Origin of the sequence: Bacillus cereus group sp. BfR-BA-01380, assembly GCF_022663535.1 — a bacterium.
Taxonomy (GTDB): domain Bacteria; phylum Bacillota; class Bacilli; order Bacillales; family Bacillaceae_G; genus Bacillus_A; species Bacillus_A cereus_BB.
The window spans coordinates 67,944-86,996 of the sequence record NZ_JAKUFS010000011.1 but is presented as its reverse complement, the minus strand read 5'-3'; the positions used below and the strand labels follow the sequence as shown (position 1 = coordinate 86,996).

Here is a 19,053-nt window from a genome sequence, read left to right as displayed (position 1 = left end):
ATAAGTTACTATAACGGTAGTAACTTATTTGAAGGAAATATTTATTTCTAAAAGAGTCGAGAGGGGAAATTCTTTTGAAAACAGCATATGTAAGCGCTACAATCGTGACTTTAAATGAAAAAAATGAAGTGTTGAAAAATGGATATATCATTGTAGAAGATGATCAAATTATAGAGGTACAATCAGGAGAATTACCGAGCGGAAAAGAAGTGGATCAAATTATTAATCTTCATGGAAAATGGGTATTGCCAGGTTTGGTGAATGCGCATACGCATGTTTTGATGAGCATTTTACGTGGAATAGGTGACGACATGCTCTTAAAGCCATGGCTTGAAACGAGAATTTGGCCGCTTGAAAGTCAATTTACACCAGAGCTTGCTGTTGCTAGCACAGAGCTTGGTTTATTAGAAATGGTGAAAAGTGGAACAACAACATTTTCTGATATGTTTAATCCAATTGGAGTAGATCAGGATTCTATTATGGAAGCTGTTCATAAAAGTGGCATGCGCGCTGCTGTTTCTCGAACATTATTTAGCTTCGGAACGAAAGAAGATGAAAAGAAGGCCATTCAGGAAGCGGAGAAGTATGTGAAACGTTATTCCAATAAAGATGGTATGTTAACAACAATGGTTGCTCCTCATAGTCCATATGCATGTTCTACGGAAATGTTAGAAGAGTGTGCACGAATTGCAGTGGAAAATAAGACAATGGTTCATATTCATCTTTCCGAAACAGACCGTGAAGTACAGGATATTGAAGCACAATACGGAAAACGTCCAGTAGAGTATGTAGCGAATTGTGGATTATTCCAGAGACCGACAGTAATTGCTCACGGTGTTGTGCTAAATGACAATGAGCGCACTTTCTTAGCGGAACATGATGTGCGCGTTGCTCATAATCCGATTAGTAATTTAAAATTAGGATCGGGTATAGCGAACATTCGTGCGATGTTAGAGAGTGGCATAAAAGTCGGAATTGCAACAGATAGCGTTGCTTCTAATAACAACTTAGATATGTTTGAAGAAATGCGCATTGCGACTTTATTGCAAAAAGGTGTTCATAAAGACGCGACAACATTACCTGTTGAAACAATTCTTACATTAGCAACAAAAGTAGGGGCAGAAGTAATCGGGATGAATCAAACAGGTTCACTAGAAGTAGGCAAGAGTGCTGACTTTATTACAATTGATCCATCTAATAAGCCTCATTTACAACCTGCAGAAGAAGTATTGTCACATCTTGTATACGCAGCGAGCGGAAAAGACGTTTCAGATGTTGTTATTAATGGAAAACACATTGTTTGGAACGGTGAGTGTAAAACGTTAGATGAAGAACGTATTATTTTTGAAGCGAGCCGTTATAAACAAGGATTGCATATGTAAGTAATAAGAGAACGCTATTCTTTCATGAAATGAAAGGATAGTGTTCTTGTTTATATTTGAAAGAATAAAAATTCGGTGAAATGTAACACTTTTAAGATAATTAATCTGTTATAATATATAACGTTTTGTAATTTAATTTAATTGAATTAAAGGAGCCGATTTATGAAGCAACATGAAAGATTACTGATGGGAATTATACTTGCCACCTCTTTATTGATTTCAGCTTGTAGCAATAATTCGAGTAAAACGCAGGGAGAAAGTGAAAAACAAGTATTAAATGTAACGATATCAGAAGAAATTCCGTCCTTAGATACTGCAAAATCCATGAACGGTACATCATCGCATGTCATGCAAAATATATTTGAAGGGTTATATGTACTTGATGACAAAGATAATCCAGTGCCTGGTGTTGCAAAGTCTTTTGAGAAAAGTACAGATGGAAAAACATATATATTTCATTTGCGTAAAGATGCAAAATGGTCGAACGGAGATGCTGTAACAGCGCATGATTTTGTTTATTCATGGCAGCGTACAGTAAACCCGGGAACAGCATCACAATATGCATATACGTTATTTGGTATAAAAAATGCAGAAGCAATAAATAAAGGAACTTTAGCTGTAGATCAACTAGGTGTAAAAGCTATTGACGATGTTACATTAGAGATACAGTTAGAGAAACCAATTCCTTATTTCCTTCATTTACTGACACTTCCTATTTATCTACCTCAGCACGAATCATTTGTTGTGGGAAAAGGAAGCAAGTATGGATTAGAACCAGAACATATGATTTACAATGGTCCATTTGTATTATCGGAATGGAAACATGAACAAGAATTTAAGTTAAAGAGAAATGATACATATTGGGATAAAAATAACGTGAAATTAGAAGAAATTAATTTTCATATTGTAAAAGAGACATCGACAGCTGTTAATTTGTATGAAACTGGTAGTATTGATCGTGCTCCAATTAATTCTTCATTTGTTGATAAATATAAAGGGAAAAGTGATTTTCATACAGCGAAAGATTCTGCCATAGCTATGTTACGTTTTAATCAAAAAAATTCTGCACTGGCAAATACAAAATTACGGCAATCGCTTTCTATGGCTTTAAATAAAGAAGCAGTAGTAAATCATTTTCTAAACAACGGTGCAACAGCGGCTCAAGGACTTGTACCAGAAGGATATAAAAATGAAAAAGATGGAAAAGATTTTAGAAAAGCAAACGGTGATCTTGTCGTATATAATGTTGAAAAGGCAAAGAACCTTTGGGAAGATGCGAAAAAAGAGCTTGGTGTAAAACAGATAACACTTGAATTTTTAACGTTCGAACAGGACCAAGCGAAGCAGACAGCGGAATATATTAAAGGGGAACTTGAAAATAATTTACAAGGATTAACAATAAATATAAAACCGCAACCATTTAAACAAAAATTACAACTTGAACAAACAGGGCAGTATGATATATCGATGGTTATATGGGGACCTGATTACAAAGATCCTATTAGTTATTTAGAATTATTTACGACAGATAATCCAAATAATAAAATGAATTATTCTAATCAGCATTATGATGAGCTTATAAATAGTGCGAAAAATGATCTTGTATTGGAGGACCAGAAACGCTGGAAAGCTATGCAAGAAGCAGAGAAAATCTTATTAGAAGACGCTGCTATTGCACCGCTTTACCACACTGGCTCAGCATACGTTCAAAAGGAATATGTAAAAAGTATTGAAAAACATCAATTTGGCGGTGTTTATACGTATAAACATGCTTATATAAATCGAAAAGAGAAATAGATAAGAGATTAAATAGCTAAGAGCTTTGGATAAGCCTTAGCTTTTTTTTATACAAGTAAAAAAAGATATAAAACCGCTTTTCTTTTTAGGGGGGCGAAAGCATCTGGCCATGCATAGATCTCCTGCCACGTGCAAGGATGAAAACAGAGAGAAAAAGCGAGAGCAGGTCAGGTTTTGCTCTGTATAGCAGCGTTTTATATGTTGATTAAAATGGATTTATATAGTTTAAAGTCTAGAACATTTCGAAGTTTTTATGTTATGAACATGATACTATGAAGTTATGGAAAATATTTCAAACGAAAAAGAGGATGAAGTATGAAACAACAATCTATATTAGTCGTGGATGATGATAAGGATATCGTTGAAATGATTGAAGTGTATTTACAGCAAGAAGGCTACAAAGTTGTAAAAGCTTATGACGGAGAACAAGCATTACAGTTATTTTCGGAACATGATATTGAATTGGCGATCCTTGATATTATGATGCCAATGATGGATGGAATTGAAGTGTGCAGGAGAATACGAGAAAAATATAATATACCTGTTATGTTCTTAAGTGCGAAAGCAACGGATGTAGATAAAGTTATTGGATTAAGTACAGGGGCAGATGATTATATTGTGAAGCCATTTAGTATAATTGAGCTGGTAGCACGAGTAAAAGCGCAGTTAAGAAGATACACATACTTAAACAGAACTCCGGTACAGATGCTTGAAAAGAAGATACAAATTAGGGGATTAGAAATAGATGAGAATTCTAGAAAGGTCCTGTTATATGGAGAATATATTAATCTTACAAAGACAGAGTATGAAATTTTGCATTTGATGGCAACACACCCAAACCGCGTATTTACGCTAGAAGAGATATATGAAAGTGTTTGGCGAGAAGCAGCTTATGAAAGTAATAATACTGTGATGGTTCATCTAGCAAGGTTAAGAGGGAAGATAGAAGCAAATCCGAAAGAATCAAAATTTATCCAAAATGTATGGGGAGTAGGATATAAAATTGAAAACTAAATTATTTCAAGGGTTAAGAATGAAGTTTTTTTTCATTTTTATATGCAGTATTGTACTAGCGACCTTATGTATTGTGTTCTTTCAAAATGCTATGAGTCATGTATATGGAAATATAGCGGAATTAGAGGAGAAGTATTCTTTTCTATATTTTGTTATTTTTCTTATTTTCACTTCATTCTTTTTCTTTCTATTCTCAAAGAATATGATAACAAGATTAGAACAAATAAATCAAAATGTGAAAGAAATAAGCAAGGGAAATTTAGAGGTACAGATACAAATGATGAGAAATGATGAAATAGGAGAGCTAGCAACAAATATTAACAAAATGACAAACAGTTTGAAAGAGTCAATTGAAAAAGAGAAATTTGCACAAAAGATGAAAGATGAGATGATTAGTAATATTTCTCATGATCTGCGGACACCAGTAACATCGTTAATTGGTTATGTTGATTTAATAGAACGTAATTTTGATGTGAATAAAGAGAATTGTCAGCAATATGTAAGAGTTGTAAAACGTAAAAGCCGTGAATTGAAAAATCAAGTAGATGATTTACTTGAATATTGTCATATTAATTATAGAGAAATTCAGTTACATAAAGAAATAGTAGGAGTAAAACAATTAGTAGAACAAGTTATGATTGATTTTATTCCTCAATTAGAAGCAGTACAAATGAAATTTCATATAGAGTGTAATCAAGATTTACAAATAGAAGCTGATATCAGTTTACTAGTAAGATTAATGCAAAATGTAATAAGCAATAGCATTTCGTATGGAAAATCCGGAAAGATCATTGATGTACAAATTTTTCTGGAAAATAGAAATGTAAAGATAAACATTAAAAATTACGGGAAGAAAATTTTACAAGAAGATATCCCTTATATATTTGAAAAATTTTATCGGGGAGAAAAGTCACGAAGTGCTCATACTGGTGGAAAAGGAATGGGGCTTGCTATTGCTAAGAGCATCGCCAATATACATAAAGGTGATATTACAGTATGTAGTGATGACAAGGAAACTGTGTTTACACTCATTTTGCCGCAATATTCAACAAAACCGTAAGAAAGTTGTAAGTATTTCTTTCAAGTGTCGTAATTATTATTTTGTACGATCTTAATATGAGACATTACAAATGGAGGGAATACAATGTGGAAGAAATGGATAATGATCATGTTTATTACAATATTAGCAGTAGGTTGGGGTTCTGTTTATTTAGCTACCGGTATTGTGTCTGCTTTAGCTTGGTGGGGAATGCAAGCTTTTAGTATAGTAGGTTTCATTAGTGTCATGATTACGTTATGTGTAATAGTAGGTAAATTGTTTTCTAGAAGGAAAATACATAAAACAACCGTTACGATGCTTATTCTATCCACAGCAGCTGCTTGGCCGGCATGTTGGTTTGTTGGAATTGGACAAATCGCATATCCAGTAAATGTGAATTCGATTACACCGAAAATAACAATTCGGCTTCCGTTTAATGAAACTGTTCGGGTAGGGTGGGGAGGAGATCGACTTCAAACAAATTACCATGCTATCGAGCCAATCCAACGTTGGGCGTATGATTTTATTGCTCCGCAAAAAGGAGTAACAAGTTCACAATTAAAGGATTACGACATATACGGAGTGGACGTAATAGCACCTGCATCAGGAACAGTTATAGCTGTAGAAAATTCAGAAGCTGATTTAACACCAGGAAATAATAATTTTAAGTCTATGGCAGGTAACCATATTTATATACGGTTAGATGAGACGGGAACATATCTTGTCCTTGATCACCTAAAACAGGGATCTATCAAAGTGAAGGCAGGGCAACACATAGAGGAAGGAGCAGTAATTGCTCGTGTTGGCAACTCTGGAAATTCTAGTGAACCACATTTACACATTCATCATCAACGGCAGGATCCATCTAAGACGAGTATGTTTCTTTCTGAAGGATTACCGTTATATTTTCGCGATATAGATGGATCATCTATGCCAAAAGGGGGAATTCGTATAGAAGGTGGAAGGGATGTACCGACAGGAGATGTCATTTCACCAATTTGAAATCATTATTTGCCTTGCACATGCTGGAACAAAATAAAAAGAGAATGCCTTTTAAATTTCTAAAAGGCATTCTCTTTTTTCTTAACCAACAAATGTTTGATACAACAAAAATATATTTAAAGTGATAATTAATACGGCAATTATCCATGCAAGGGTTGTTGTAAAACGATGATTGACAAGAGCACCCATAATGCTTTTTTTACTTGTAAAGACAATGAGTGGAATTAATGCAAATGCAATCCCAAATGATAAAACGACTTGACTCATTACGAGGGCATGAGTTGGATTCACACCTAGTGCAATTATAACAAGCGGTGGAACCATTGTTATAAATCGGCGCAAATATAAAGGAATATGCATACGGATGAATCCTTGCATAATAATATCACCAGACATCGTACCAACGGAAGAACTGGATAAACCGGCAGCTAATAATCCAATTCCAAAAAGAGATGCTGATACAGGGCCAACTAAATGGCTAAATTGATGAAAAGCAACATCTAGATCTTCGACATGTAGTCCATTTTTGAAGAATAGGGCAGCTGCTACAATTAACATACTCGCGTTAATTGCTCCGGCAATGACCATTGCAATTATAATATCGATAAATTCAAAGCGGAAAATCTGTTTTCGTTCTGCATCTGTCGTTCCTACTACGCGTCGCTGTGTTAAAGCAGAATGTAAATAAATTGCATGCGGCATAACGGTTGCACCTAAAATTCCTGCTGCCAGTAAAATACTATTTACACCTTGAAAGTGAGGAACGAAAAGCCCTGATAGAAGGGGACTTAGTTCTGGTTTTGCGTAAAAGACTTGAACACCAAAAGCAATAACGACGATAAAGACCATACCAGTAATGATTGCTTCTAGTGGACGAAACCCTCTGCGTTGAAACTCTAGAATAATGAATGAGCCTACTGCTGTAATGAATGCAGCGGGTAATAGTGGAATATTAAATAATAAATTTAATCCTAAAGCAGCACCGATAAACTCAGCAAGATCAGTTGCCATAATTACTAATTCACCTTGTATCCATAAACCGATGGAAACAGGTTTTGAAAAATGCTCCCGAGCAACTTCAGGAAGGTTTTTTCCAGTAGCAATTCCTAATTTAGCTGATAAAGATTGAATTAACACGGCCATTAAATTTGAAACAAGGATAACCCAAAGTAGTAAATAACCGTATTGGGACCCTGCCGCAATATTCGTGGCAAAATTCCCTGGATCAATATAAGCAACAGATGCGATAAAAGCGGGTCCTAAAAAAGGTAATAATCGTTTCAGTCCTTTTGTTTCACCGCTTAAAGCTAACTGTGCCGATTGCATCGTCCGATTATTTGGTGGAAGATGTTCGCGTTCTTTTGTGTTTTCTGTCATGTTTTGTTTCCCCTTTTGCTTGTTAACTTGATGCAATTTGTTTTATTTTATTAAATACAAATATCTAAATTATATTTCTTTTATTTGAACATAAATTTTGCCTTTGTGCAAATTATATTACATTAGGAAAAAACGGTATAAGGTAATACGTCTAAAAACTTATTATTCCTATTACTATTGATATTTTTATAGAAAAGGTACTAAAGCTTAGAGCCGTAAGCATTTCAAGGTTTTAACAAAAAGTAATAAGCACGTATTACTAAAAAAATGGTTGGAGAAAAAAAGAACCACTAGATGGACAATCTAAGCCTACAAGCCCTGTTTTAATAAAAAAATCAATTCTCACATTGCTTGAAAATGATGTTTTTGATGGTAATAGCATTTTAGACGAACTTTCAAATGAGTATCAATTGAGCTTACGTGAAGATATGTTTGAGGCATTAACGGGTTTAGAAGAAGGTACACTTTCTAGATTTAGAAGTGATAGCTCTAATGTTGTATTAGCATTGAAAATAGGTTCTAATATTAGAGGAAATAAGACAGTTTAAAATGGCTTAGATAATGAAGTGAGCTGACTCCTATGGAGTTGGCTCTTTTTTTATGCATTTTTTTCATTGTATAGGGGTCACCATATTAAAAAAAGAAAATTATGCGTTTAGAAACAATTTAACCGATTCCCTGTACGTTAAGGAATCAGTTATATATTTTACTCCTTTTTAAAGAATTTTTATCTTGTAATTAAGGTTTCTATAGAAGACATATGAAGTGTTCAGCCAATTGCAATTACAAAACAAATTCCTTTATTCATTTATAATTCCAATAATCATATTTCTCAACTTATTTTATTTAAACCCTTTAATTTTTTCCATAAAATGGCATTTTAGTTATGTTGCTGAATATTTTTTAAAGGGGGGGAGGCGATCTTTATGAATCTATAGAGGAGACCATTTCCACATGATAACAACCACTAAAAGGAGGAAGGTTTATGCAAAGAAGTTTTAAATTCCTGTTCACGTCCGTTTTTTCTTTGATTTGTGTTTTGTACTTTCAAACGAACGTTTTTGCCGCACCAGCATACGATGGAGTTGTCAAAATGGAGCAACCGTCAGGCGAATCGTTTCAAGCCACGGTGCATGGAGATGAATGGTTCCACTGGGCAAGCACAAAGGATGGCGACGTACTTTTACAAGATCAGAAGGGGTATTGGAATTACGCTGAACTTACATCAGACGAACTGAAATCGACGGGGAAAAAATATAAAATTGACAAGAAGCCTGCAAAAGCGGTAAATGAAAACAATTTGAATAAATGGATAAAGGAATACAAACCTCAAGCAAAGAAAAAGCAGGAGCACATGAATGAGCTCCAAAAAGAATCACCAGAAAATATTGACGGAACTGTCACTTCAGTTTCAGGACCCCAAAAATTACTTGTTTTGTTAATTGGGTTTACAGATGTTGATATCGCATATAGCGAGAACGATTGGAGCAACAGATTCTTTTCTGAAAATCAAAAGTCAGTAAAGAATTACTATAATGAAGTGAGTAATGGAAAAGCACAGATCACTCCGGCATCCGAAACATATGGTACGCAAAATGATGGGGTGGTTAAAGTAAAATTAGATTACGCTCATCCGGATACATCGGGAAAAGACATTAGAACGGTTATAACAGATGCACTGGCTAAAGCTGATCCTCAGGTGAATTTTGCTAGTTTTGATACTAATAATGATCAAGTCATCGACTCTAAAGATAGCTTCTACATTGTAACTGTTCTTGCTGGCAATGAAGAGGCTAGTGGTGGTTCAGCGCCAAATATTTGGGCACATCAGTGGTATGCTCCTAACACAAATCACGATGGTGTTACAGTATCAGGTATGTATACGACGCAGGGTGAAAAACAATATGGTCATATGGCAACGATTGGTATCCCTGCTCATGAATTGGGCCATTCCCTTGGCCTTCCAGATCTATATGGCGATAATAATCATGTGGGTAGTTTAAGTATAATGGCTAATGGAGCCTGGAATAATCTTCAAGGAGAAGATTATGGAGCTACACCCGATCATATGGATGCCTGGTCAAAAGTAAAATTAGGATTTGTAACACCAACTGTAGTAAATACCGCCAACAATTTTACTCTAAATGCGATCCCAAATAACTATAATGTTTTAAAGATTCCTTTAAAGGATAATACGTATTTTTTAGTTGAGAATCGCGAAAAAGTTGGGTATGATGCAAGCTTGCCAACAAATTCTGGTGGCATCGCGGTTTGGCATATTGATGAATCCATGAATAATAATTCTAATGACCCTCATCCTTTCATTGATATAGAGCAATCCATCAGTGAATACCAAGACCCGTTCTATTACACGAATCAAAATCATGCTGCTTCCTTTGGTCCAGACACCAATCCGAACAGTAATACCTACACTGGAGAAAAATCGGGAGTAACGATTACGACGACAAGCACAAGTAATTCTGCCATGAATGTAGCAGTCACAACAAAAGAAGCTAGTTTGATTCCGCAAACAAATTGGACACTAAAATATGTAGATAGTTATAATTGGTACAATTTAGGTAATTACGCATTTGATGGAAACAAAGACACGTTTTGGCATACGAACTGGAGCCCCGTAGCTCCAATGCCGCACGAGATTCAAATCGATTTAGGCGCAACCTATAACATCTCCAAATTCAGCTACCTGCCAAGACAAGACACCCAAGTGAACGGAACGATTAAGGACTATGAGTTCTACGTGAGTAGTGATGGAGTGAATTGGGGAACAGCTGTAGCCACAGGTACCTTTACAAATGATACCACTTTGAAACAAGTCAGCTTTGCAACTAAGACAGGTCGCTATATTAGACTGCGTGCCTTAAGCGAGATAAACAATAATCCATGGACAAGTGTGGCTGAAATCAATGTATTTGGAGTGGCGCAATAATGTATTTGTGAGGGTAGCTATTGAAATCATTGATACACTACCACAAAAGGTTATCATCTGCTGAGAGTTTCGTTCTGGGGGGCATTATAAAATTTAAAGTTGATGGAGATGTATGGTGACCCCTTCTAAAAATATAATTTTACTCATAGAGAAACGAGTTTTCATCTATTTGCGCCGATCTATCCCACACATATACTCAAATTGCATATTTGTCGACTTGATGTAGGAGATGGTACTAAAAAGCCACTCCTATTTTTTTACGCACACATAAATTCATCATCAAAGAAATACTTGTCCATCAAGTTATTTACAATTCCGTTGAAATATGCAAACTTTTTATTTTAACAAAGGTATTAATATAAGCAATGGCGATGGAAGTCGAAACGAAATCAAAGAAAGCAAAAAAAGAGATAGCGAAAGAGGAGATGGTTTTAAATATAAAAGTGAACGAGTACGAAAAATATTCGTTCACTTTTTATCTCATTCTTTACGTTAAATGTAGTTCATAATTCCCTTCAATGCTGCTTAGCTTTCGAAACATTTCTTCGTATAGACTGGCACTTTTTGGAAACTCATTTTTAATGTAAAGTGGTAACCTTCTTTAGTTACGACTTCCTGCAATACTAATCGTTTGAATCCCTTTTCTCTGGCGTATGCTTTTTGTTTACAATGTTCATTGCTATCAATGGACATGAAAAAAGATGGTTCCGGTATATACCGAAACCATCTTTTAAGTACTTAAGTTTTAAAGCTTTTATTCAATTGTCTATTTCATAGGGTATAGTTCGAACGTAATTGGCTTTTGTATACATAATATTTAATAGAAAACGAAACTATTTATTTTCTTTTAATTTTTCTAACGCTTGCTTTACTTCTTCTTGTAAACCTTGGTCTAAAATCTCTGTTTGGTTAGGAGATTTTAACTGATAAAAATAGTTGCTAGCAGCAGCTTCTGCTTCTAGTTTTTGTACGTAGGATTCGACGCGTGCAAAGCCTTTTGCTGCATTTTCCGTATGGAAAGAAGTAAGTGCTGCGTTACCTTCTTTTATCGCTTGTGCCGCATTTAATCGAGAAACAAGAACAAGTTCTTTATATTGTAATTCTTGATATTTCTCTTGCAATTTGTCAATTTGTTCATAAAGTGCAGCTGTTTGTTGTTTTGTTATTTCGTACTGTTCACGATATAGTGTAGCCTTCTTCTCAGTTATAATTTTATCTTGTAAAGCTAGCTGTGCCATATGATCTTCTGCACGTGATACTGCAAGCTCAGCTTGACGAGTTCTTTTTGCGATAAGAGCATCAGTTTCTACAATTAACGCTTCATATTTCTTTTCTAAATAGAATTGGTGAGATAGCGCTTTTTGCGCCTTTGTAATTTGTTCTTCTGTCTCTCTCAAGTATTGCTTTAACATACTAACAGGGCTTTCTAGCTTATCTAATGTTTGGTGCACATCGGCCATTACAATATTTTTAATGCGTTTAAAGATACCCATTGTTTACTTCTCCTCCTTACGAATATTACGTTCCCATTGATCTAAAATGTCTATTTGTTTTTGCATTGTTGAAACATTATACATATCAGTATTGATATACTCGCTTGTTACAGTTCTTTTTTGTTTGAACTTTTTATATGCCCAGACAATCATTGCAGCAAGTGCAAGAATTGGAAGGAGCGGTAATAAACCAATAATAAGGAGTAGGATTCCTGTCCACTTTTTAGCCATATTTCCTTCAGACTTGCGAAGAATTAACCAGCCGAAAAGAACAAGGACAAGTTCTAACAGGAATGGTACAAAGAATAGATCATCAAATCTCTTTTCATGGTGCTTTTCATGATGAGTATGTCTTTCGAAGCCAGCAAAATCTTCTTTCTTTGTTTGGAAAGCTTGTCTCTCTTTGTCGTGAGAAATAGCATATTCAGCTTTCTTGTGCTTTTCATGATCCCATCTTTCTGACTTCATACTATGTAGTCCAAAGAACAATAAAGTAAGAAGCAGAGGAAGGGTCAACATCCATTTTAGCCAACACCATTTTTTGCGTTTGTTCTTTTTCTTTTTCATAGGTTCACCTCCATCTATAATTCATGATGCTTCAAGAAAAAACGAATCTAGAACTACTTTTAATAGAGTCAAAATCTGAAAGGTTGTGTCTGAATGTATCACCTCGTTATATCTTTAGTAAGTATTAGTCTAAAACTTAGATGTGAGAAGGGCATGAAAGGGAAATGATGAAAATATGAGAAATATCTAAAAAAATTCTCATGATAATGAAAAAACTCGTCACATGGTTGACGAGTTAAAACTACCTTTAATCCATATATTCATAGGTGATAAAAGAGGGGAATACTATTTCTCGTTCCCTATATGATGGTAATGCTTATCAAAATCAACCAGCTCTCATTGGAGGTAGTTGTGAAACTCTTCTTAAAATATACACCATCAGGGTATCCTCAAGTTTAGAGAGATATGCTGTAAATACATACAAGTTAACACACCTGGTATGTATTTTATTTGGAAAAATTTTTAAAAATATACTGATAACCAGTTGTCTTTTATACCCCCTACCCGTATAATGTATGTAAAGATTGGTAATTACAATACATGAGGTGATAATAATGGATCATTGTGAAGGAAATCATATAGATAAAAAAATGGTTCCTCGGACAGAAGAGGAAATTCAAAGTGTGATGAAACGTTTAAAACGTATTGAAGGGCAAGTGCGCGGTGTTCAAAAAATGGTTGAGGATAACCGTTACTGCGTTGATATTTTAATTCAAATTTCAGCGATTAACGCAGCTCTAAATAAAGTAGGCTTTTCTTTATTGGAGCGTCATACAAAGCATTGCGTTGCAAAGGCAATTCATGAGGGAAATGGAGATGAATCAATCCAAGAATTGATGAACGTAATTAAGCAATTTTCAAAATAGGAGGCTATAAGATGGAAAGTCAAAAACATGTTACGCTTGGAATAACAGGAATGACATGTGCTGCTTGTGCTACTCGGATTGAAAAAGTACTGAATAAAATGGACGGGGTAGAAGCTAGCGTAAATTTAGCGATGGAAAAGGCGAGTATTCAATATGATTCATCTCAGCAAGAAATTGCTAATATAAAAGAGAAAATTGAGAAGTTAGGGTATGGTGTATCGGCAGAAAAAGTTAACCTTGATATTGAAGGGATGACATGTGCAGCTTGTGCGACTCGAGTTGAAAAAGTATTAAATAAAATGGAAGGCGTTTCACATGCCACTGTTAATTTAGCGACCAATAGCGCTGTTGTAGAATATAATGAAGGTTTAGTTTCTACAGCAAGTATTTTAGAAAAGATAAAGAAAATTGGATATAAAGGGCAAATACGAACCGAAAATGCAGAGCGTTCGGAAAGAAAAGAAGAAATGATTAAGGAGAAAAAGCGTCAACTTATTATTTCGATTCTTTTGTCCTTACCTTTACTGTATACGATGCTCGGACATATGCCATTTGATACTGGATTACCAGTGCCGCATATTTTTATGAATCCATGGTTTCAAATATTATTAGCAACGCCAGTTCAGTTTTATATTGGAGGACATTTCTATGTAGGTGCTTATCGTGCTCTTCGGAATAAAAGTGCCAATATGGACGTGTTAGTTGCCTTAGGAACATCAGCAGCTTATTTCTACAGTCTATATGAAACATTGAAAACGGTGGGGAATCCTGAATATGTTCCTGATCTATATTTTGAAACAAGTGCAGTGTTAATTACGTTAATTTTGGTCGGGAAGTATTTTGAGACAATGGCAAAAGGACGGACAACGGAAGCGATTTCTAAACTGCTTAGTTTACAGGCAAAAGATGCGCTTGTTGTTCGTAATGGTCAAGAAGTGAGAGTGCCGCTTGATGATGTCGTCATTGGAGATAGGATTATTGTAAAGCCAGGGGAGAAAATACCCGTAGATGGTATTGTAATCTCAGGGGTATCTTCTGTCGATGAATCTATGATTACTGGAGAGTCTATTCCAGTAGATAAAAAAGAAGGAGATCCGGTCATTGGAGCGACTATTAATGCAAACGGACTGCTGACGATTCAAGCGGAAAAGGTTGGAAAGGACACAGCATTGGCCGGCATTATTAAAATTGTTGAAGAAGCGCAAGGATCTAAAGCACCCATTCAACGATTAGCAGATATTATTTCAGGTATTTTTGTTCCGGTTGTTGTAGGAATTGCTTTCGTAGCGTTCTTAGTATGGTATTTCTTTATCGCACCGGGAGATTTGTCAAAAGCATTAGAAGTAGGAATTGCGATTTTAGTAATTGCGTGTCCATGTGCGTTAGGGCTTGCTACACCAACTTCGATTATGGTTGGTACAGGAAAAGGAGCAGAAAAAGGTATTCTTTTTAAAGGAGGTGAATATTTAGAAGGAACACATAAAGTAAATGCAGTGTTATTAGATAAAACAGGAACTGTAACAAAAGGGAAACCAGAAGTTACTGACGTGTTACAATTTCAAGAAGGCATGGTCCATTATGCGATTTCAGCTGAAAGTGCTTCCGAGCATCCATTAGCTCATGCAATTGTTGAGTATGGAAAACAAAATGAGGTAGAATTGAAAGAGCTGCAACATTTTTCAGCCATCCCGGGGCATGGCATTGAAGCAAATATTGAAGACAAAAAGGTTCTTGTGGGAACGCGCAAGCTGATGAATGAACAATTAGTAGAAATTTCACAGCATGAAGAAATGATGAAAGAACTAGAGCTTCAAGGTAAAACAGCGATGCTTGTCGCAATTGATGGGGAACTTGCTGGAATAATCGCTGTTGCTGACACAGTAAAAGAAAGTTCAAAGACTGCAATCCAAACACTGAAACAAATGGGAATTGAAGTATGTATAGTAACAGGTGATAATAAACGTACCGCTGAAGCGATTGCAAAGCAAGTTGATGTTGACCGTGTATTTGCAGAAGTATTACCAGAGGATAAAGCTAAAATTGTAGAGGATTTACAAAAACAAGGAAAGCATGTCGCAATGGTAGGTGACGGTATTAATGATGCCCCAGCTCTTGCGAAATCTAATATTGGTATGGCAATTGGAACGGGTGCAGATGTAGCGATTGAAACTGCAGATGTTACTTTAGTTGGCGGTGATTTATCACATATACCAAAAGCAATTGAGTTAAGCCGTAAGACAATGAAAAATATTCGTCAAAACTTGTTTTGGGCTTTATTCTATAATGCAATTGGTATTCCAGTAGCGGCATTCGGGTTACTAGAGCCTTGGGTAGCCGGAGCAGCAATGGCATTTAGCTCTGTATCTGTTGTGACGAACGCACTTCGTTTGAAACGCGTTAAAATATAAAAGAATTAAATGGAGGAATTTAGTATGACTATCACATTAAACGTACAAGGAATGACATGTAATCATTGCAAAATGGCAGTAACAAACGCACTTTCAGAGTTAGCAGGGGTGCAACATGTAGAAATACATTTGCAAGAGGGAACTGTAAACGTAGAGTATGATGAAGCAAAAGTAGATGTGGAGAAAGTGAAAGAAGTTATTGAAGATCAAGGATATGACGTACTATAAAGTGAAACTTTAATCAGTGGGGGTTTTCTTCATTCCCCACTGATTATCAGCCCTCACCATAACGGGCAGTTTATCTCCCACCTAACTTCTTAAGAAAAGCGGAAACGGCCGGAGATTCTAGCCGCTAGAGCTGGACAACAAAGAAATGTGGAAGTGGCTCGCCCAGAATGTGAGGGGGATGGAGCTTCTGACGTAGAGGTGTTTTTTACCTCGTAGGAAGAAGCGAAGCCACCGAACATTCTAGCCACTGGAACTGGACAATGCTTTCGCCGAATTTTGAGGTGGGAGTATTACTGCCCACAAATAGCGGGATAAAAAATAGATTCAATAATTTTTAGCAAAAAGGTCGCTTTATGAAAAGTGGCCTTTTAGTATGTTAAAGTATAATTATTGTGTCTGTTACTGGCATTATGTAATCTTTTTAAGTTTTAATAATTACGCTTTTTAACGGTATTTTACATGTAGTTGCAAGTATAAGTAGTAACAAAGAAATGGAGAGTCGAACATATGAACAAAGTAGAAATTCATATTTTAGGTGGTTTTTTAGGGAGCGGGAAATCAACGCTGCTTCAAAATCTTTTATTAGCGGAAAAGAAGAAAAATCGAAAAGTTGCAGTACTAATGAATGAAATAGGTGAATACTCCGTAGATACAGATATTGTAGGACGAGAAAATATTTTAAGAGAACTTTTAAAAGGCTGTATTTGCTGTACGATGAAAGATGAATTAGAAATTCAGTTACATTCCTTATATCAAGAGGAGAGACCGGATGTGGTTTATATAGAAACAACTGGAGTTGCGCATCCGATTGAAGTATTAGATGCTTGTCTCTCACCTATTTTAGCTCCGTATATTGAAGTGAAGTCTATTATTGTTGTATTAGATGCAAACAGGTGGTTAAATCGGGAAACATTAAGTAAAAGCATACAACAACTTCTAAACGAACAAATGAAGTATGGAAGTCATATTCTTATCAATAAATCAGATTTGCTGAGAGATGAAGAGAAGGAACGGATTTTTGAGGAAGTAGCGTTAATAAATAAACATGCAAAATTATATGAAACACAGTATTGTAATATATCTTTAGAGGATTTCGAAGATATAAAGCTAGCAAGTGATCAAAATCATGAAAAGTTACATGTGAAACAGCATTTACATATTCAAACTATGACCTATCCATTTACAAAATCAATTGATCAGGGCAAATTGTACGAGTGGCTTTCTAATTTACCTGAGGGAATTTATCGTGTAAAAGGATTTGTGAAATTTCATGGTGATAAATACCCAACCTTACTGCAATACTCATTCGGAGTGCCATCTTTATTGGAACAGGATTTTGGTTTCCCTACGAACCTTGTAATTATTGGAGAGAATTTAGATAAAGCGAAACTGAAGAAAGAACTAGAGAGTTTGGAACAAGCTGAGTTGTAAGGTTTGTCTATGGTTGTTTTCAGCTGAATATTTTAAAAGAGAGGGAAGGACTTATTTTTAGTCATTCCCATTTTTTATTTCAGATATAAAATTTTTCTTAGTGAATATTTATAAAAGAACTGGAAGGGATTTGGGGAATCTTAGAGAAGTTAGAGGTACTTCAAGAAATTTTGTTTCATATGTAGCGGTTGATAAATGTCATGATTACGGGTGTTTCGTTTCAGTGTATTCAATTCTCTAGGAAGGTAAATGATAGGGGAGGAATTGTGATGTCAGTGAAAAAACGTAAGTGGCTAAAGATGGTGTGTACAGGTTGTATACTTGGTTCACTGTTCGTATCAGCTGGATGTTCTGGAAAGAAAACAAGTACAAGTAATGAGGAAACAGTTAAGGTAGGTGTTCTTGCTTCGTTAACTGGACCGCTTGAATCGTATGGAAAACAAACGGTAAATGGATTTGAGCTCGGTCTGGATTATGCAACAGGTGGAACAGGAAAAGTAGAAGGGAAAAAGATTAAGTTTGTTGTAGAAGATACGGAAACAAAAGCAGATGTAGCTGTTAAGAAGGCTACAAAACTATTAGAAGAAGATAAAGTAGATTTTTTAGTTGGTTCATCTAGTTCAAGTGATACGTTAGCAGTTTTACCATTGGCTGAAGAATATAAAAAAATAATGGTTGTTGAACCTGCTGTAGCAGATAGTATTACAGGGAAGAACTGGAATAAATATATTTTTAGAACAGGACGAAATTCATCGCAAGATGCAATTGCTGGTGCAGCATCAATTGCTAAGAAAGATGTGAAGATTGCGACGCTAGCTCAAGACAATGCATTCGGAAGAGAAGGGATTGCCGCGTTTAAAGATGCAGCAAAGAAGTTAGGTGCAAACATTGTAAATGAACAATATGCTGATACGAATTCTACTGATTTTACGGCAAATATCCAAAATATTATAAGCTCAAAACCTGAGTATTTATTTATTGCTTGGGCAGGTGCAAATTCGCCGTGGAAGCAATTAAAAGATATGAATGTGGAACAGCAAGGGATTAAAGTTTCGACGGGTGCACCTGATATTTCAGCATTAAAAACGATGGATGCGTTAGTTGGCATGCAAGGATTTTCAGTGTATTATCATGCGCTTCCAAAAAATAAAGTGAATGATTGGTTGGTAGAAGAACATAAAAAACGATTTAACGGTGCTGTTCCAGACTTGTTTACAGCTGGTGGGATGTCAGCTGCTATTTCAGTCGTTGAGGCCTTAAAGAAAACAAAAGGTAATACAGATGCTGATACGCTCATTAAGAAAATGGAAGGAATGGAATTTGAAACACCAAAAGGAACAATGAAATTCCGGGCGAAAGATCATCAAGCTTTGCAAACGCTTTATTCAATTACATTGAAAAAACAAGATGGGATTGATTATCCGATTCCAGCTTTAGAACGGGAATTGAAAATGACAGAAACAGAACCACCAATTCGTAATAAATAATCAGAATAATTAGAA

General features: G+C 35.5%; 15 protein-coding genes and 1 pseudogene. 12 read left to right on the top strand and 4 right to left on the bottom strand.

Features of this window, described 5'->3' with window-relative positions:
* Positions 1–74 precede the first annotated feature (74 nt).
* The 5 genes from MR076_RS12415 (at position 75) to MR076_RS12395 (ending at position 6,234) form a co-directional block, all read left to right on the top strand.
* The gene (locus tag MR076_RS12415) at positions 75–1,382 is read left to right on the top strand and encodes a bifunctional S-methyl-5'-thioadenosine deaminase/S-adenosylhomocysteine deaminase (RefSeq protein ID WP_242220958.1); all 1,308 of its coding nucleotides are present in this window, start codon (positions 75–77) and stop codon (positions 1,380–1,382) included.
* A 162-nt stretch (positions 1,383–1,544) separates the two neighbouring features.
* Complete coding sequence (locus MR076_RS12410) at positions 1,545–3,179, top strand: peptide ABC transporter substrate-binding protein (protein ID WP_242220956.1); 1,635 nt, start codon at positions 1,545–1,547, stop codon at positions 3,177–3,179.
* A gap of 315 nt (positions 3,180–3,494) precedes the next feature.
* The gene (locus MR076_RS12405; RefSeq protein WP_242220954.1) at positions 3,495–4,193 is read left to right on the top strand and encodes a response regulator transcription factor; all 699 of its coding nucleotides are present in this window, start codon (positions 3,495–3,497) and stop codon (positions 4,191–4,193) included.
* Positions 4,183–5,253, top strand: coding sequence for a sensor histidine kinase (locus MR076_RS12400; RefSeq protein WP_472927084.1), 1,071 nt, complete (start codon positions 4,183–4,185; stop codon positions 5,251–5,253). The genes MR076_RS12405 and MR076_RS12400 overlap by 11 nt, the downstream gene beginning before the upstream one ends.
* A gap of 84 nt (positions 5,254–5,337) precedes the next feature.
* Complete coding sequence (locus MR076_RS12395) at positions 5,338–6,234, top strand: M23 family metallopeptidase (RefSeq protein ID WP_242220952.1); 897 nt, start codon at positions 5,338–5,340, stop codon at positions 6,232–6,234.
* A gap of 81 nt (positions 6,235–6,315) precedes the next feature.
* On the opposite strand, the gene MR076_RS12390 is transcribed toward MR076_RS12395, so the two are convergent.
* On the bottom strand, positions 6,316–7,611 hold the full coding sequence (locus tag MR076_RS12390) for an Nramp family divalent metal transporter (RefSeq protein ID WP_242220950.1): 1,296 nt from the start codon (positions 7,609–7,611) through the stop codon (positions 6,316–6,318).
* Positions 7,612–7,958: 347 nt separating this feature from the next.
* Here MR076_RS12390 and MR076_RS12385 point away from each other — a divergent pair, with 347 nt between their 5' ends.
* On the top strand, positions 7,959–8,159 hold the full coding sequence (locus MR076_RS12385; RefSeq protein WP_242220948.1) for a hypothetical protein: 201 nt from the start codon (positions 7,959–7,961) through the stop codon (positions 8,157–8,159).
* A gap of 437 nt (positions 8,160–8,596) precedes the next feature.
* On the top strand, positions 8,597–10,558 hold the full coding sequence (locus MR076_RS12380; protein ID WP_242220945.1) for a M6 family metalloprotease domain-containing protein: 1,962 nt from the start codon (positions 8,597–8,599) through the stop codon (positions 10,556–10,558).
* Positions 10,559–11,045: 487 nt separating this feature from the next.
* Here MR076_RS12380 and MR076_RS12375 read toward each other — a convergent pair.
* The 3 genes and pseudogenes from MR076_RS12375 to MR076_RS12365 form a co-directional block, all read right to left on the bottom strand.
* Positions 11,046–11,218, bottom strand: a pseudogene (locus tag MR076_RS12375) (N-acetyltransferase); the annotation flags it as partial.
* A gap of 173 nt (positions 11,219–11,391) precedes the next feature.
* Positions 11,392–12,051, bottom strand: a complete 660-nt coding sequence (locus MR076_RS12370; RefSeq protein ID WP_242220943.1) for a PspA/IM30 family protein — start codon at positions 12,049–12,051, stop codon at positions 11,392–11,394.
* A gap of 3 nt (positions 12,052–12,054) precedes the next feature.
* Positions 12,055–12,618 (bottom strand): hypothetical protein, encoded by a 564-nt coding sequence (locus MR076_RS12365; protein WP_242220942.1) that lies wholly within the window; start codon positions 12,616–12,618, stop codon positions 12,055–12,057.
* A gap of 554 nt (positions 12,619–13,172) precedes the next feature.
* On the opposite strand from MR076_RS12365, the gene MR076_RS12360 reads away from it, so the two are divergent.
* From MR076_RS12360 to MR076_RS12340, 5 genes are all read left to right on the top strand, one after another.
* Positions 13,173–13,484 (top strand): metal-sensing transcriptional repressor, encoded by a 312-nt coding sequence (locus MR076_RS12360; RefSeq protein WP_277928458.1) that lies wholly within the window; start codon positions 13,173–13,175, stop codon positions 13,482–13,484.
* Between the two features lie 11 nt (positions 13,485–13,495).
* A complete protein-coding gene (locus MR076_RS12355) occupies positions 13,496–15,892 on the top strand; it encodes a heavy metal translocating P-type ATPase (protein WP_242220940.1) in 2,397 nt (798 codons plus the stop codon).
* 24 nt (positions 15,893–15,916) lie between these two features.
* On the top strand, positions 15,917–16,120 hold the full coding sequence (gene copZ, locus MR076_RS12350) for a copper chaperone CopZ (RefSeq protein ID WP_242220938.1): 204 nt from the start codon (positions 15,917–15,919) through the stop codon (positions 16,118–16,120).
* Positions 16,121–16,627: 507 nt separating this feature from the next.
* On the top strand, positions 16,628–17,551 hold the full coding sequence (locus tag MR076_RS12345; protein ID WP_242220937.1) for a CobW family GTP-binding protein: 924 nt from the start codon (positions 16,628–16,630) through the stop codon (positions 17,549–17,551).
* A 269-nt stretch (positions 17,552–17,820) separates the two neighbouring features.
* Positions 17,821–19,038 carry a substrate-binding domain-containing protein gene (locus MR076_RS12340; protein WP_242220935.1) on the top strand — a complete coding sequence of 406 codons (1,218 nt, stop codon included), beginning with the start codon at positions 17,821–17,823 and terminating at the stop codon, positions 19,036–19,038.
* Positions 19,039–19,053 lie beyond the last annotated feature (15 nt).

Coding starts and splice junctions, on each gene's coding strand:
- MR076_RS12410 (WP_242220956.1), top strand. CDS start 1,545: ATGAAGCAACATGAAAGATTACTGATGGGAATTATACTTGCCACCTCT.
- MR076_RS12405 (WP_242220954.1), top strand. CDS start 3,495: ATGAAACAACAATCTATATTAGTCGTGGATGATGATAAGGATATCGTT.
- MR076_RS12395 (WP_242220952.1), top strand. CDS start 5,338: ATGTGGAAGAAATGGATAATGATCATGTTTATTACAATATTAGCAGTA.
- MR076_RS12390 (WP_242220950.1), bottom strand. CDS start 7,611: ATGACAGAAAACACAAAAGAACGCGAACATCTTCCACCAAATAATCGG.
- MR076_RS12380 (WP_242220945.1), top strand. CDS start 8,597: ATGCAAAGAAGTTTTAAATTCCTGTTCACGTCCGTTTTTTCTTTGATT.
- MR076_RS12370 (WP_242220943.1), bottom strand. CDS start 12,051: ATGGGTATCTTTAAACGCATTAAAAATATTGTAATGGCCGATGTGCAC.
- MR076_RS12365 (WP_242220942.1), bottom strand. CDS start 12,618: ATGAAAAAGAAAAAGAACAAACGCAAAAAATGGTGTTGGCTAAAATGG.
- MR076_RS12360 (WP_277928458.1), top strand. CDS start 13,173: ATGGATCATTGTGAAGGAAATCATATAGATAAAAAAATGGTTCCTCGG.
- MR076_RS12355 (WP_242220940.1), top strand. CDS start 13,496: ATGGAAAGTCAAAAACATGTTACGCTTGGAATAACAGGAATGACATGT.
- copZ (WP_242220938.1), top strand. CDS start 15,917: ATGACTATCACATTAAACGTACAAGGAATGACATGTAATCATTGCAAA.
- MR076_RS12345 (WP_242220937.1), top strand. CDS start 16,628: ATGAACAAAGTAGAAATTCATATTTTAGGTGGTTTTTTAGGGAGCGGG.
- MR076_RS12340 (WP_242220935.1), top strand. CDS start 17,821: ATGTCAGTGAAAAAACGTAAGTGGCTAAAGATGGTGTGTACAGGTTGT.